Annotated in this window: 14 protein-coding genes and 1 other RNA gene; 4 read left to right on the plus strand and 11 right to left on the minus strand. The window is 34.1% G+C overall.

Annotated features, from left to right (window positions below; genetic code table 11):
- Positions 1–88 precede the first annotated feature (88 nt).
- From A9G10_RS07025 to A9G10_RS07035, 3 genes are all read left to right on the plus strand, one after another.
- Positions 89–529: a hypothetical protein gene (locus A9G10_RS07025; protein ID WP_065558838.1), complete on the plus strand. Its 441-nt coding sequence runs from the start codon at positions 89–91 to the stop codon at positions 527–529.
- Between the two features lie 69 nt (positions 530–598).
- Positions 599–3,277 carry a bifunctional uridylyltransferase/uridylyl-removing protein GlnD gene (gene glnD, locus A9G10_RS07030; protein WP_218837358.1) on the plus strand — a complete coding sequence of 893 codons (2,679 nt, stop codon included), beginning with the start codon at positions 599–601 and terminating at the stop codon, positions 3,275–3,277.
- A 24-nt stretch (positions 3,278–3,301) separates the two neighbouring features.
- Complete coding sequence (locus A9G10_RS07035; protein WP_065558839.1) at positions 3,302–4,225, plus strand: AEC family transporter; 924 nt, start codon at positions 3,302–3,304, stop codon at positions 4,223–4,225.
- A gap of 297 nt (positions 4,226–4,522) precedes the next feature.
- Here A9G10_RS07035 and A9G10_RS07040 read toward each other — a convergent pair whose 3' ends face one another.
- Positions 4,523–5,191, minus strand: coding sequence for an HD domain-containing protein (locus A9G10_RS07040; RefSeq protein WP_065558840.1), 669 nt, complete (start codon positions 5,189–5,191; stop codon positions 4,523–4,525).
- 199 nt (positions 5,192–5,390) lie between these two features.
- Positions 5,391–6,284: a DMT family transporter gene (locus tag A9G10_RS07045; protein ID WP_065558841.1), complete on the minus strand. Its 894-nt coding sequence runs from the start codon at positions 6,282–6,284 to the stop codon at positions 5,391–5,393.
- A gap of 653 nt (positions 6,285–6,937) precedes the next feature.
- On the opposite strand from A9G10_RS07045, the gene ssrA reads away from it, so the two are divergent.
- Positions 6,938–7,302, plus strand: a transfer-messenger RNA (tmRNA) gene (gene ssrA / locus A9G10_RS07050).
- Between the two features lie 669 nt (positions 7,303–7,971).
- On the opposite strand, the gene A9G10_RS07055 is transcribed toward ssrA, so the two are convergent.
- The 9 genes from A9G10_RS07055 to A9G10_RS07095 form a co-directional block, all read right to left on the minus strand.
- The gene (locus A9G10_RS07055; RefSeq protein WP_065558842.1) at positions 7,972–9,651 is read right to left on the minus strand and encodes an AlwI family type II restriction endonuclease; all 1,680 of its coding nucleotides are present in this window, start codon (positions 9,649–9,651) and stop codon (positions 7,972–7,974) included.
- A 63-nt stretch (positions 9,652–9,714) separates the two neighbouring features.
- A complete protein-coding gene (locus A9G10_RS07060; protein WP_065558843.1) occupies positions 9,715–10,566 on the minus strand; it encodes a DNA adenine methylase in 852 nt (283 codons plus the stop codon).
- 267 nt (positions 10,567–10,833) lie between these two features.
- The gene (locus A9G10_RS07065; protein WP_065558844.1) at positions 10,834–11,313 is read right to left on the minus strand and encodes a hypothetical protein; all 480 of its coding nucleotides are present in this window, start codon (positions 11,311–11,313) and stop codon (positions 10,834–10,836) included.
- A 29-nt stretch (positions 11,314–11,342) separates the two neighbouring features.
- On the minus strand, positions 11,343–11,942 hold the full coding sequence (locus A9G10_RS07070) for a hypothetical protein (protein WP_065558845.1): 600 nt from the start codon (positions 11,940–11,942) through the stop codon (positions 11,343–11,345).
- A 68-nt stretch (positions 11,943–12,010) separates the two neighbouring features.
- Positions 12,011–12,379, minus strand: coding sequence for a hypothetical protein (locus A9G10_RS07075; protein WP_065558846.1), 369 nt, complete (start codon positions 12,377–12,379; stop codon positions 12,011–12,013).
- A 168-nt stretch (positions 12,380–12,547) separates the two neighbouring features.
- Positions 12,548–12,985, minus strand: a complete 438-nt coding sequence (locus A9G10_RS07080) for a toxin VasX (protein WP_065558847.1) — start codon at positions 12,983–12,985, stop codon at positions 12,548–12,550.
- Positions 12,986–13,433: 448 nt separating this feature from the next.
- Entirely contained in the window at positions 13,434–14,795 is a 1,362-nt protein-coding gene (gene mnmE, locus A9G10_RS07085; RefSeq protein WP_065558848.1) for a tRNA uridine-5-carboxymethylaminomethyl(34) synthesis GTPase MnmE, read from the minus strand.
- 124 nt (positions 14,796–14,919) lie between these two features.
- Positions 14,920–15,507, minus strand: a complete 588-nt coding sequence (locus A9G10_RS07090; protein ID WP_065558849.1) for a YdcF family protein — start codon at positions 15,505–15,507, stop codon at positions 14,920–14,922.
- A 12-nt stretch (positions 15,508–15,519) separates the two neighbouring features.
- Complete coding sequence (locus A9G10_RS07095) at positions 15,520–16,080, minus strand: DNA-3-methyladenine glycosylase I (RefSeq protein ID WP_065559022.1); 561 nt, start codon at positions 16,078–16,080, stop codon at positions 15,520–15,522.
- Between the last annotated feature and the right edge of the window lie 29 nt (positions 16,081–16,109).

The raw sequence follows: 16,109 nt of genomic DNA on the forward strand, positions 1-16,109 counted from the left end.
GTAGTTGCACTAACATTTAAAACAGTACTATTCATCGATCTTGAAAAAACTTACTTCATTTTTACTTACATTAATTATAGGTTTTAATATGAAAAAACTTTTATTGAGTAGTCTTGTCGGTTTAGTTTTGGTTGGTTGTGGTGAAAAAAAAGTAACTGAAGAAATGCTTATTGGTGAGTGGGATTGCACATTTTCAGGGCAAGAGGCAAAATGGGAAAATGGGAAATTTTCTGACTATGCGCCACTCAAACAAGATAAAGGGATGATTAAGTATTTTATGAAGGACAATACCTTATTTTTCAATTTTGGTACAGATACATCTTATCCATATAACTTAAAAGCTTATTATAATGATTCAATGGATATTAAATCCAATAATGGTGTTACATCAAAAACGCAAAAGACCATGAACTATTTATCACCAGACAAATTCAAAACAACGGAAATAACTGAAATTCTTATCGATAATGCTCCAAACGCAAATCGAAAAATGAATGTAGAAATAAATTGTGATCGTGTAAAAAATTAAAACAAATGTTCAAGCAACAAACTAAACTGTTGCTTGACAGTCTGTGAAAATCAGGTGACGATATGATTATTGAATGGTCTTAATTTAATTCCCATGACGCAAGTGCATTTAATTTATCCTATTTCACCACTTGATTTTAGTGATGCTGAGATAAATATTAACTTTCTCAAACAACACCTTGACCAATTTCAACAATGGTCGATGATGCAATTTAAACAAAATGCAGACATTGATGAATTAGTGCATTTACGCAGTCAATTTATCGATAAATTACTTGCACGATTATGGTGCTATTATCAAATTCCCGATCAAACATCATCACCTTTAAAAAATAATCGTATTGCATTAATCGCTGTCGGGGGATATGGGCGAGCAGAGCTACACCCTTTGTCAGATATTGATATTTTAATATTAAGTGATCACCCGCTTAATCATGACATCGAAAAAAAAATCGGCGAGTTAGTACGGTTGCTTTGGGATCTTCATTTGGATATCGGTCATAGTGTCAGAACATTAAAAACGTGTTTGCAAGAAGCTAAAAACGATATTACTATCATGACCAATCTAATTGAATCAAGATTGATTGCGGGTAATAATCCATTATTACAAACGCTTCGACAACACATTTTTAGTGATAAAATTTGGCCTTCTCCTGCTTTTTATCGTGCTAAAATTGCCGAACAGCAAGCCCGACATCAGCAATATCACAGTACAACTTATAATCTTGAACCTGATTTAAAAAATAGTCCGGGTGGTCTACGGGATATGCAGATCATTCAATGGATTGCGATTCGTCACTTTGGTGGTGAATTTTCACAAAAAACTGCTGATTTTCATTACCTTACTTTAGAAGAGGTAGACGAATTTAGGACTTGTCGTAAATTTTTATGGCGTATTCGTTTTGCCCTCCACAGTGTCATTACTCGCTATGACAACCGATTGCTTTTTGATCGTCAATTAAGTATCGCTAAGCTTTTAGGCTATCAAGGTCAAGGAAATGCACCCGTCGAACAAATGATGCATGATTACTATCGAATTGCACACAACGTTACTGAACTCAATCAGATGTTACTGCAATTATTTGATGAGTCTATTCTTGAAGTTAATCCAACCAATAAACCCTATGCTATCGATGAACATTTTCAAATCCGAGAGAAATTAATTGATGTAAAAGATGACAATATCTTTAAAAAAGATCCGACAATGATATTACAGCTGTTTTACACCATTTTGCTCAATCCTCAAATCATCGGTCTCTATTCTAATACCATTCGACAGTTACGCTCTGCAAGGCGAAAACTCACCACATTATTATGTGAACACCCTAAAGCCAGAACACTATTTATGCAAATAATTAAGCATCCGGACGCCATTGCAAAAGCGATTTTACCCATGCATCGTTATGGTATTTTAGCGGTCTATATACCCGGTTGGAAACATATCGCTGGCATGATGCAATTTGATCTATTTCATACCTATACGGTTGATGAACATACGATACGATTATTAATAGAGCTTGATAGCTTAAAATCAGAACAAGGAAAACAAAAGCATCCTAATAGCTCAAGCGTTTTTGCTAAGTTATCCAGACCTGAACTGTTAATTATCACGGGTTTATTTCATGATATTGGTAAAGGTCGTCATGGTGATCATTCTGAAATTGGTGCTAAATTAGTTGAAAAATTTTGTCAATTACATGAGATTGAAACAAAAGATACCGACCTGATAATCTGGTTAGTACGCTATCATTTACTGATGTCTGTCACGGCACAAAATCGCGATTTACAAGATCCTGCTGTGATTCAAGAATTTGTTCAACAGGTTAAAAGTCGCCGTCGTCTTCAATATTTACTTTGTTTAACTGTTGCTGATGTATGTGCAACGAACGAAACACTTTGGAACAGTTGGAAACAAAGCTTAATACGTCAACTGTATTTTAATGCCGAACACTTATTTGACATTGGCATTCACCAAATCCCAGAACAACGGAGTATTGCTCGTCAACACAAGCAAGAAGCATTATCCATCTTAATTGCTCAAAATTATAATGAGCAACACATCAAAAACTTCTGGCTAAACTTTCGTGTTGATTACTTTTTACGATACAGCACTGAACAAATTGTTTGGCATGCCCAAAATTTGTTAAACCACGACTTAATGCAAACGCTAGTTATGATCAATCCCACACCGTATCATGGTGGCACAGAAATCGTTATTTACTCGCCAGATAGACCTTATTTGTTTGCGACCGCCTGCAACAACTTGAGTATGCACAATTTAAACATCCTTGAAGCACTTATCATTACCAATAAACAAGGATTTGCGCTTGATACCTTTATCGTACTCGAACCTAACGGCAATACCGTTCAATCTGATCGCCATGAAGGTATAATAAATTCGCTTGAAAAAACATTACAGCAACCGATTTATAAAGGTGTTACGGTAAAACCACCTAAACAACGATTACGTTCTTTTTCAGTGCCGACACAAATTAACTTTTTATCATCCTTTAACGAAAGTCAAACCTATATGGAATTGATTGCTTTAGACAGACCAGGACTTTTAGCTTGTGTTGGTGAAGTTTTTGCTAACTTAGAGATATCTTTAAGGAGTGCCAAAATTGCCACAATCGGCGAACATATCGAGGATCTGTTTATTTTGACCGACAAACATAACCATGCCCTTGATGATGATACTTGTCATAAACTAAAACAATCCATCATTGTTGCGCTTGACGCAATGAATTAATCACATAAATTAAAGATAACAACTATGCAATTTTTTACTATTTTGTTTCCTATTTTTTGTATTTTCGTGGTGGGATTTATTGCGCAGAAAAAACTACATTTCGATGTGGCAAACCTGTCCAAAATGTCCCTGTATGTGCTTTCACCCTTTTTGGCATTTAAAACATTTTATACACATATCTTAACAACAGAATATTTATTCTATATTTGCTATATTTTTGGTCTCTGTTTTGCTCTAGTCATTATTATTTCGATTTGGTCTGTTGTGATGAAATATTCCAGCAAAGAACGCTGTGCAATGATTTTAAGCGCTTGTTTTATGAATAATGGTAATTATGGTACGCCCGTACTACTTGTCTTTTTTGGCACAGTAGGTTTTGATCTGGGCGTAATTATGATGGTGCTACAACAATTTGTCATGAGTACTGTTGGTATCTATTATGCGGCAAAAGGAAGTGCACGAGATGATATCGTTACACAAAAAGATGTCATTAATAAAGTTATTCGAATGCCTGTGGCGTATGGGGCGTTTTTAGGTATCCTTTTTCAGCTTTGTAACATTCCCTTGTCCAAATCGATTATGACGTCCATTGGGATGATTGGTGACGCATCCATCGTGGTTATTATGATTATATTAGGTATGCAATTAGCGAAAATAAAAATCACCCAACTGGATTATCCTAAATTGTCGTTTGCACTCCTCACACGGATGATTCTATCGCCAATTGTTGCTTGTGCCATGGTCTACTTCATGCCTATTGCACCGGTATATAAGCAAGTGCTAATCGTACTAGCGGCAATGCCAAGTGCAGCAAACACGACATTAATGTCGGTACAATTTGACACGCACCCTGAACTTGTATCAAGTGCCACTTTTTTCAGTACTTTAATCAGTTTAATTACCCTACCTATTGTTCTATCTTTGGTTGGAGCACCTATCCCTTACTGATTCATGATCTCTCGATAAGAGAGATCTTATCTTTTTACCATCTAAAATTATTTTTTTGATAAACGTTATCTTGATTTGGCCCTACGCGTAAATGTTGGTTAAGTCCATTAATGGCTTTTATTTCATCTAAGGTGAGTTCAAAATCAGTTAATTAATAAGTGCCAAAACCGAGTTGCTGCATTGCAACATGATGACTAAGCATAATTTTACTGTAGATCGAAATCGTCATGATAACCTCTTCTATTTCATTCAGATTATTGATCAATTATATCGATCATATCCATATTATCAATTAATTTAGGGTATTATCTCTTCATCATCACCACCCCACTCTTTTTCGAATTGCTTCACAAACTCAACCAATATCGCGTGACGTTTTAATGCGATTTTTTTAGCAACTTGTGTATTCATCCTATCTTTGAGTAAAAAGAGTTTTTCATAAAAATGGTTTATCACTGTATTAGGTTGTTTATAGTTTTCTTCATTTAATGATGTTCTGGGTAATATAGTAGGATCATACATAATATTGTGCTTGTTCCCTCCGTAATAAAAAGTCCGAGCGATACCAATAGCACCAATGGCATCCAATCGATCTGCATCTTGCACAATTTGCCCTTCTAACGACAATTCCTTTTTTTGAGCCAGATTTTTTCGATATGACATATTTTCAATAATGTCAAAAATGTGTTTAATTTCGCTTTGACTGATAGTTTGTTGAATTAAAAAATCGTTTAACTCACTAATGGCATGATTCACATCAGTTACGACTTTTTCATCGATAACATCATGAAGATAGGCACTTAAAATAACGATAAAGTGATTGGCTGTTGGCTCATGTTTTAAAATTTGTTTTGCCAATTTAACCACTCTTTCAATATGCGCCATATCATGTCCAGAAAAATCGTCAGCAAGTTTTTGTTTAACAAAAGTTTGAACATTATTGATAATTTTTTGTTGATCTAACATTTTCTTTGATTCCTGAATCATTCGGTTTATCACTTCCTTCATGTGGGGACATTATTTTGAAACAATATTAACATTTAGGTCAAATTATGCTTGATGCCATTGATAAGCGAATAAACTAAGATGACCTAAAATTTTAGTTAACAAAAAAGAGGCGGTTTTTCCTCAACTTTTTTAATTTGATAGATTGATATAAATCAACCTATCTTTTCAACTTAACTTTTCGCTCGGATAATAACACACCACAGAGCGTAAATAATGTGCCAAACGCAGCAAGCCAAGTAAACGGTTCATCCAATATGATCACCGCACCAATAATCGTTAACACAGGAACCAGATAGAGATAAATGCTAATTTTTACAGCCCCCACTAATTTCACCGCATAATTCCAAGATGCAAAACAAATTGCAGATGCCCCAACGCCTAAAAACAGGATATTAAATAGATTGGTTTTATTGCTAAATCGGTCTAAATTCAGTTTAAAATCGAATAAATAAAGTGCAGGAAGCATGAGCAATAAACCATAAAAAAAGAATCGTCGGGTTAATAAAATGGTGTTATACCCTCGATTACTGCTTTTTTTAGTTAAGATCGAATAACATCCCCAAAACAAACAAGCAAGCATGGCAAGCAGATCACCAAACGGATTCATAGCAAGCACATATTTACCATTAAAGCAGATTAATCCAACGCCAATCGAGGCAAATAAACAACCGACGTAAAAACGCTTAGGTGGTGTTTCAGCCTTGAGAAAAAACATAGCTAATAGCGCGGTAAATATAGGGGCTAACGTTGTGATAATTCCTACATTTGAAGCAGTAGTATAGGTTAATGCAATATTTTCACACAAAAAATAGCAGGTAATACCACATAATCCAGCACAAAGAAAAATGAATTCTTGTTTTAGTCCTTGCCAAACAAATAAGCGAGGAGATAAAATCCAAAGCGTTATATAACCTAGTAAAAAACGAAAAAATAAAATTTCTATCGGTTTAAACTCAATTAATAATGTTTTGGTGGAAATAAACGTCGTTCCCCAAAAAAACACTGTCATTAATGCAATTAAATGCCCCTGTGTTCTTTTTGTTAATAACATAAAGACCTCGAAACTTACAGCAATATAGCCCTCTATGAGTAAATTTTTACTCACCTTTTAAAGGCATTGATAAATATATTAAGAATAATACAAAAATTATGTCTAGTGCTTACTTGATTTTGCTAAAAATAATGCTATTTAATAATAGGCATTTATACTAACGCTATGCTCTTTTGTGTGCAAACAAATTAAAGTCGTTATAATGATAGGCAAATATAAAGAAGGAAAATGACAGATAAAAAAAATCCACCCGAAATTCGAGTGGAGGGCAAAAAATGAAAAAACGTAATCTGTTAATATAGACAAGCAAAAACCCAAAAAGTTCAATTTAATTTCAGATATTTTTGAGATTTTATTAAATTAATTTTTAATTACTTGATTTATTATTATTTATTTAATTAAATTTTTTTCAAAAAAGTAAAATTTTTTACTTTTTCAATATCCACTAATTAATCATGTCAGCTTTGTAACTCATCCGCTTTAACGCTATTAATAAAGTCACATTTACAAATGAAACTATTTAATGTTTCTAATAAGCGCAAAACTATCATAAAACAAACATTTGATTGCCAACCCCAAACCAAGCTAACTTGTATTCATGCTTGATTTCACCTATAATGCCCCGATATTGTACTAAGTTACTTATCACAATTGGGGCTGATTCTGGATTCGACGGGATTTGCGAAACCCAAGGTGCATGCCGAGGTGCGGTAGGCCTCGTAAATAAACCGCAAAAAAATAGTCGCAAACGACGAAAACTACGCACTAGCAGCTTAATAACCTGCATAGAGCCTTCTCTCCCTAGCCTCCGCTCGTAGGACGGGGATCAAGAGGAGTCAAACCCAAACGAGATCGTGTGGAAGCCTTGCTTGGGGCGGAAGCATTAAACTTAATCAAGCTAGTCTATCGGTAGCGTGTTTGTCCGCAGCAGGTAGGCGAAATCTAAAGACAAACTACGCATGTAGTACCAAGGATGTAGAAATTTCGGACGCGGGTTCAACTCCCGCCAGCTCCACCAAATTATCTTCATTGAAGTTTAGTGAAAATCATTAAAGCTTGAAAATACAGTATTTTCAAGCTTTATTATATCTGTAATATTCATTGTGATTCAGTGACAATCAAGTGTTTTAATTATATGAAAATGTATAACTAAATTACATTTAACTAAATGAGTTTAACGATGGCACGTATAACCCCTTTTTAGTATCGGTTTCGGTTGGATGTGCTTTATACCAATCACTGGTCATAACTTTTTGTTCCCACTCTTCTTTTTAACCTTTTAAAAATAGACAAACGATTAAACTGCAAATTATTGATATTTTTTTATATACTAAATTCATGGTAGCCACTCGTTTTGATAACAAATAACTATTAATATAAAGGAAATTAATGGTGATTTCTAATTTATATAGACCAATTGACATCCATTCATTGGCGTGGACGATCAAAAATAAATAGGAATAAACTAAATTTTTATATTTTAACTATATGGATTTTAGATTTTAGCTGATGTTATTTTAATGGGAGAGATATTTTTATTTCCCATAAATGAATAAAGAAATACGAATATTATATACAACACCAAACACAATAGTACGATGTTTTCTCTATTTCTTATTGACAAATGATAACTATCAAATGAGATTTGAGATGGTACAGATTATAATATAATTTATATATTGGTTTTTTATAGATTGAGCCAGTTCAATGCTTTTTGAGTGATTTTTTCATACCATTCTTTTTCGTTATTTGTTGAGTTTGCTAATTTTATTGAATGTTCAAAAAATCGTTGAACATGCTTTGGTTCGGGAATATAACTTGCTTTGTGAGAGTCTTCAACCATTTTTAAAAACACTTTCAATGGGAGTGGCACAATTGTAGAAGTTCCTCCATAGTAGCTGATATTCATTTTGTGCAAAGCGTAAAAGTGAGCAATACAAGCCTCGTTAATCTTTGGTGCAATAAATAAAGAGTATGCTGGTTTTTGGGTTTCTTTTTTTATTTTAGCTAGATGTCTTGTTACTGGTTCGCCTTCTGTTTCATATTGTCGTTGTCCACTTTGCATTGTAACTTCTACAGTTAGTCGAAAGGATCCATAGTCGCAAACAATATCCGCCATGTTTCCTTGTGCGGTAGACATTGGATTACCAAAGTCATCAAATTTCAGATTGGCTTTAATATTACCACCATCTAACATTGTCATTGCTCTCCAAGTATTCCATTCTAACATTAAAGGAGAATCGTAAAGCGAATTATCAAGTATTTGATCAAATGTAGAATTGATATCGTCAAACAAACGATAGTCTTTAATGGCTGTAACTTGGTCTGTTATAATTTGTTCTTTACGTTTTTCTAATTCGTCTGCAAAAATATCTTTGAGTTCTTGTAACGTTGCTGTTTTAGATATGGTAATATCTGAAAATTCAGAACTGATTTTTTGTTCAAGTAATTCTTTATTGTCTGTTAAAAGCCTTGGGCTTTCTATGCTTCCAAGATAATTAACATATTGTTCTTCATTGTCAATATATTGTGGTTCTCGATCAGTATGTTTCAAAAAATAATCTACATCCAAAATTTTTTCGGGTACGATTGAAATAGACTTACCAATATACGAAATGTTTACTAGTCCTGATGCTCGTAAATAACGGAAACAAGCGTCTGTATAATCACGCATATTACTTGCTTTGGTGTCTAGAAATTTTGCAATCGAAGCATCATTTGTTTCTCTTGTTTTTGTATTTCCTCTAATAATGTCGTCTGCATAAATTTCTCTCAATTCTCTTTCGAAATATTTAGTACGGAATTTTTTATAATTTCCCTGATTTTGAGCTTTACTAGTTCTGAAATCGTTGATTTTAAAAACAATGTTATCGAATTCACGATAATCCACTAATTGCAAGCCAAAAATCATTAATTCGTCAAATTTTAGAGCTCCAAAATGTCGGATTAAACGAAATAATTCAAGATAAGGTTTTACCCAAAAACAAGCTGAATTTTTAGATGGCTTATGATAGGGTGAAGGAACTTGAAATTTTAAAAGCTGTCGCAAAAATATCTCATCTTTTCGCTTTGTGTTTATTAATTCTAAACCTGCTGGCGTCAAACTGATAACTGGCGAAAGGGCAACAAACCCAAGTGCTTTGGGGGCTCGATTTATTCTGTCCCTTGCGCTAAACGCAGGATCATTTGCTCCTTTTCCGTTGAAAAAATTTTCCTCTTTCAACAATTCCATAAACTTCAGTTGTGTTTCTGTATTCCATTTTTGACCAGAAAAATGAGTGTCCAATAATTCTATTTCAGGAATCATTTTGCTTGGTGTTCTTGGAGAAGTTGTTACGAAAATTACTTTACTGTCTATTCTTGCCATGATGTTTTAAAATACCAATACATTATTAAGTTCTAATTTTTCTAACTGTTTTTTTACTACATTTCAGTAATTACAAATTACAATATGATTAGCTTCCGACTTAAATCGGTTTCTGATATTGACAGCATACGTTTTTCCATATTCATCTACAATCATATTTCTATAAAGTTTTTCGGTTAGAGGAGTTCTACCAATAACCATTAATGCTTTGCATTTTAGTCGTTTGTATGCGTCAGCTAATTCGGTGTGATTTTTTTCATTAAAGCCGTCTTTATGTTCAGCATTTCCATAATCAGAAAAAGTACAATCATAAGGTGGGTCTAAAAACATAAAATCATCTTCATTTGCCATTTCAAAAATATTTTTGTAATCACAGTTGTAAATTTCCGCATTGGAGAGTAATTGGCTGTGAGCCTTTGTAACCAATGATGTGTTTAAATTAGTATATCGTCCGTAAGGGACGTTGAACTCACCTTTTGAGTTATAGCGTATCATTCCTGAATATGCAGTTTTGTTGATGAAAAAATAAAGCAAAGCATCTGAATATTTTTTGTTCGCTAAATCATTGAACATATCTCTGATTTGGTAGTAAAGAACTTCGTTATCGTCATTTACTCTTTTCGTGGGAGTTATTGCTTTTAACTCTTCAAATTTTTTTCGATTTAGACGATACATTTTTTCAATTTCAGAAAGCTCCTTTTGTAGAGTTTCAAAGTCAAATTTTACGCTCTTATAGAACATCATTAGTTTTGAATTGATGTCGTTTATAATTGCCTTTTTAGGTTCTAAATAAAAAAACATTGCACCACCACCCAAAAAAGGCTCAATATAACGACCTCTGAAAAATGGTATATGTTTTTCTAAATGTGGAATTTCTTTTGATTTTCCACCTCTATATTTCAATAATGGTTTCATTGCTACTATTTTAGGATATGGGGTCGATTCATTATACTATCTAAAGAAAATAAAAAATACAAACTAAGCTTATTATCTTAGATTATAATAATACAACATTTTTGCATATTAATGTTTTTATGATGATTAGAAGACTTATTTAAAATAAGGCCAGTAAGATTACTTTTCAAAAAGTATTTTAGATTTTATTTAAAAAATAATAAAAGAATAAATAACGAGATTTATTTATTCTGAATCACAAATAATCTACACATAACAATGGTTTGTTTATACTAATTCAACTTCCGCTTCCAGCTCTTGTTTTATGATGTTAAGGCGTTTTTTTATGATTAACTCCCAAAAACTGTTACTTCGTCCATCAAGCAGATAATAAAAAATACCATCGTCATAATTGATTAAGTTCTCCCATAATGCTATTTGTATTGGGTTCGTCACGCCACCTATACATGTAAAATCAATGATTGCTAAAAAATCTGAAAGATAACCTACATGGTTGTTAGAGCAATTTGTATCACACTCTATTAACCAAAATTTGCAACTATTAAATCGGATCATTTTGTCCGGAGTATGTTTTGACAAGATTGGATATCCCAATAACCATAGCAAATAATACAAATAGTCCTGCGAAAAGTGATTAATCGAACTGATTATAGCGTTATATCTGTTTTTTTCTAAATTGGTAAATTGAGTTTCAGCACCCGGTTTTAATAGCTTTTCATATTTTTCCAAATGTTTGCTGGTTCTCATTAAAGCATCGAGTTCGGCACGACCACTTACTATACTGTTATGTTTAAAAGCTTTGACATCGAAATATTCAGCTTGTTTAAATAAACCATCCTTTTTATTAATTTTTTCAGATGGTTAAGTTTTTCTTCAGCTGTCATCGGAACTTCAAAATATCCCTTTGATAGTAAGTATTTTGTTTTTGGCCAAACACTAGTTTGCCTGTTAATTCCTATCCTGGATTCTGATATATAGTCATACTCTAGCTCTTCTTGTGCTTTTGATAATTCTATTGCTTTGATTTGATTGCGATATTCATTTATCAATGATAACGTTTTACGTTTATGCAGTGTTTTTTCTCTAAAATAATCTGCATTTACTCCCGCAGCCAAAGTCGCATTGTAATAGTAATTATAATCTTGGCTTATTATTATTTTATTTGAATTTGGGGTATTTTGGGGTTGATTGACATTTTCATCTTCATGACTTGGTCTATCCACACGTTTAGACCCCAAGATTTTATTGAAATGTTCATCAATTTTTTGGTTATAAATCTCTTCGGATTTGATCACCAGTTGCGCTATGGGCTCAATCCTTAATTGTCGTTGTAAGCTCAGTTCTTCCGCTATACCAAACGGATCTTCCTGAACCACAACAGGGACTTTGTATTCACGCGTTTGTTCTAATTTCTCAATTTGCGCATCTAATACAAAGCTTGTCGCTAAAAACTCTTTATTATTTGCGTTTGACCTGTCTCGTAATGAGTTAAATTTGTGGGCTGTGATGAAGTTTTCGAACTTAACAAACGTTTTTTACCGTCATGTGTGATGATAAATCGTGGATCAGCAGCCAGCTCTAATAATGAATTATCGGATTTGAGTTTTTTAAACTCAAAACTTCGCTTGCCCCAGTCAGTTAATTTGCTTGGATCTTTGTATGCTTCTTGATTCAGGTTAATTTTAGTAAAACGTTTAATCGCTTCTTCTAAACGAATATTTTTCTCAAAATGTTCTTTTGTCGAAGAATCACCGGTTGTCGAAGAAGATCTTTTTCTAGAAGGTACTTCAATTGTGATCGAGGATTCATTCATTAATTTTAGATATTTTTCTATTGTACTGTTTTTACCTTGAGACCAGGCTCGACGAGTGTAAGCAATGTAGGCTTTGCCTTCATATATTGAGGTGTCAATATTGATAAAAGAACCGGGTATATGGTGATTGCCGTCTTTGGTACAACTTTCTGGGATCTTTTTAATGTTTCACTCTTTTAAGTCAGTAATGGTTTTATGGCGAAATACGCCTGAAGGCGTCACTTCATATCCTAAAAACTCCCACCCTTTCGTTTTATGTTTGACTAAGATATAAACGTAACCCACGCATAAGGTTCGATAGACATATTTATGGGTGACTAAACCAATGGGTGGCTCTCGATTGTCTTCCAATAATTTAATGGTTTCCCCCATTTTTTGTGCTAAGTTAAAATTTTTACTAATCGGCGCTTTTCTGACCAGAAAAATGGGGAATCCTTGACGTTCGCAAACGCCACAACCACCATTTGCTAAAGCTGAACGAGAATCTTTGCCATCATTGTTTGCTTCAGCATAAATAATGCGATCTTCGAGTTCAGCGGCTTGCTCTTCTTTTTGTTTTTGAAGTTGTTCTTCTTTTGTGGTTTTGGTGGTTGTATGCTTTTCCATTTAATTCATTCCAATTTTTTATTAATATTCCTTTTAACTCAACTTGTGTGAGTTATTTCCATGTGATAAATATAAAAATATTTATTTTGCGATATTTTGAATAAGATATTGTTAAAATTGAAGCGATAAGTGTGAAGTTTACAATGTGGCAGGTTTTTACCTATTAATATATCTGACCTTAAGGTAAGATATTATGATTTATTTTGTATTCACAAATTAAGCTTAATTGATTTAATATTAGTTAAAAAATCAATAATCTAAAAATTTTTCTAGTTTTTCAGTTACTGCTTTCAAATTTATACAATTTTATATTTTAAATATTCTTTAAAAATTGTTAACAATATCTAAACGTAAAATTACCCTTTTTTTGAACATTTTGCAATAGTTAATTTTAAAGAGTAACACTATGAAAATTCATTAAATTTAAATGCAGTAACCTAGTTAAGTCTTATTTTCCAATACAAAACGAACTGAAGATACGACCTAATAAATCGTCGGAGGTAAATTCACCAGTGATTTCGCTTAGCGCTTCTTGGGCAAGTCTGAGTTCTTCGGCAAGAAGTTCACCAGCATGGAAAGCCGTCAGTTGGTACTTACCATTGTTGAGGTGTTCTGACGCTTTTTTGAGTGCTTGCAGGTGTCGTCGACGCGCTAAAAATCCGCCTTCAGTACTACTGGTAAAGCCCATAGCTTGTTTTAAGTGATCACGAAGTAGCGTTACCCCTTCCCCTGTTCGTGCGGAAAGTTGGATAAGTGAGTAACCATTGACTTCACTATAACCTAATGCTTCACCCGTTAAATCTGCTTTGTTGCGTATGACTGTAACAGGCATATTTTTGGGTAGCCGTTCTATAAATTCTGGCCATAACTTTTCGGGATTGGTTTCGGTTGTAGTGGTGCTATCGACCATAAATAGTACCCTATCTGCTTGTTCAATTTCTTGCCAAGCTCGTTCAATACCAATGCGTTCAACTTCGTCACTGGCATCACGTAAACCCGCAGTATCAATAATATGTAGGGGCATACCATCGATATGAATATGTTCACGTAATACGTCACGCGTTGTGCCTGCAATATCGGTAACAATCGCCGCATCACGACCAGCCAACGCATTAAGTAGGCTTGATTTACCGGCATTTGGACGACCAGCTATCACCACTTTCATCCCTTCTCGTAATAGTGAGCCTTGTTTCGCTTCTTGGCGAACTTCGTTTAAGCGAGTAATTACTTCATTAAGTTGTGCTTCTATTTTGCCATCAGATAAAAAGTCGATCTCTTCTTCAGGAAAGTCTATTGCTGCTTCGGTAAAAATGCGTAAATGAATTAATGATTCAACCAATTCATTAATTTTTTTCGAAAACACACCTTGCAAGGATGAAATCGCTGATTTTGCAGCTTGCTCAGAACTTGCATCAATTAAATCGGCTATGGCTTCGGCTTGGGCTAAATCTAATTTATCATTCAAAAAAGCACGCTCTGAAAATTCACCCGGTTTTGCAATACGGACGTTAGCAATCTCTAATACCCGTTTTAAAAGCAAATCTAAAATGACAGGCCCACCATGCCCTTGTAACTCTAGTACATCTTCGCCCGTAAATGAGTGAGGATTAGGAAAAAATAGCGCTATTCCTTCGTCTAAGGTTGTGCCGTCAGAAGCTAAAAATGGAAGATACTCCGCATAGCGAGGTTTTGGTATTTTGCCGAGTATCGCTTGCGCAACGGTTTGCGCCTGTGGCCCCGAAATTCGCAAAATGCCCACACCACCTCGACCGGGTGGCGTTGCTTGTGCAACAATGGTATCTGTTTTCATATATGTTTGTAGCTGATTTAAATTTGAATGCCTAATAATAGCATGGACGCACGGCAAAAACAGTAGTGACTATGGGTTTTGCCGTTATTCATTGATTATTTAAGTGATAGAATCAGTCGGCTGATTATTCATCTTTCTTTGGATGATCGAATAACCAAGAATTTGCCAATGCTAGGGGTTCTCGGATTAATGCGACATATTTTTCTTCATTTCCCCACCCTAATGGTGCCGATAAACCTGATATTTCGTTAAAGCCTGAACGTTTAGCTAGCATTAGCGAACGCAGCATATGAAAATCATTAGTTACCACAACTGTCTTGCCTAACGGCAATACACGATTGGCATAGACAAATTGTTGAGCTGTTCGCGTCGATTTATCTTCTTGGTATACCCGTTTTGGATCAATACCTTTATTAATTAGATATTGTGCCATCACACTTGCTTCGGTCGCCGACTCATTATTACCTTGTCCCCCACACACAACAACTTTCGTTCGTGGATTACGTTGTAAATAATCGTAGGCAACATCTAATCGTTGGGCTAAGGTGTAATGGGGAACAGCAGGATTACCTACAACAAGTGCGCCTAATACAACTAAGGTGTCGGCATCTGGCTCTGGCTTTTGTTTAGAATAAAGATAAATAACGATGTTAGTGATAACAAAATAAGTCAAGGTTAACGCTAAGCCATACTTAAATAATTTGGTGATCATTTCTTTTAACTCCTATTTTTTATAACAATGTTCAAAATGGTCATTGACTAATCCCATTGATTGCATAAAAGCGTAACAAATCGTTGACCCAACAAAAGAAAAGCCTCGTTTTTTTAATGCCTTTGATAGTTTATCAGATATATCGGTACTGACAGGCACTTCACTAAGCTCTTTGTAGTGATTGATAATTGGTTTACCGTCGACAAAAGACCAAATAAATGTCGAAAAATCTTCATTATTACTTTTCATTGTTAGATAAGCTTGTGCATTTTTTATAATACTATTTAGTTTTAATCGATTCCGAATCAGTCCTTTGTTTTCAAGTAAACGTTCAACATCTTTTAGGGTTAATGTAATAATTTTTTCAGGGTTAAAATCATAAAAACAGCGCCGATATTCTTCACGTTTTTTCAATACCGTGATCCAAGATAATCCAGCTTGTTGTCCTTCTAAACAGATTTTTTCAAATAATTTTAGACTATCATACTGGGCAACCCCCCATTCGTTATCGTGATAATTTATATATAAAGGATCGTTTGAAACCCAGTCACAGCGTGTTAATGTTTTAGTCATCATCCCCAAATTCATCCTTAGTTAACATA

This window comes from Gilliamella sp. wkB308, assembly GCF_001690185.1.
GTDB lineage: Bacteria > Pseudomonadota > Gammaproteobacteria > Enterobacterales > Orbaceae > Gilliamella > Gilliamella apicola_I.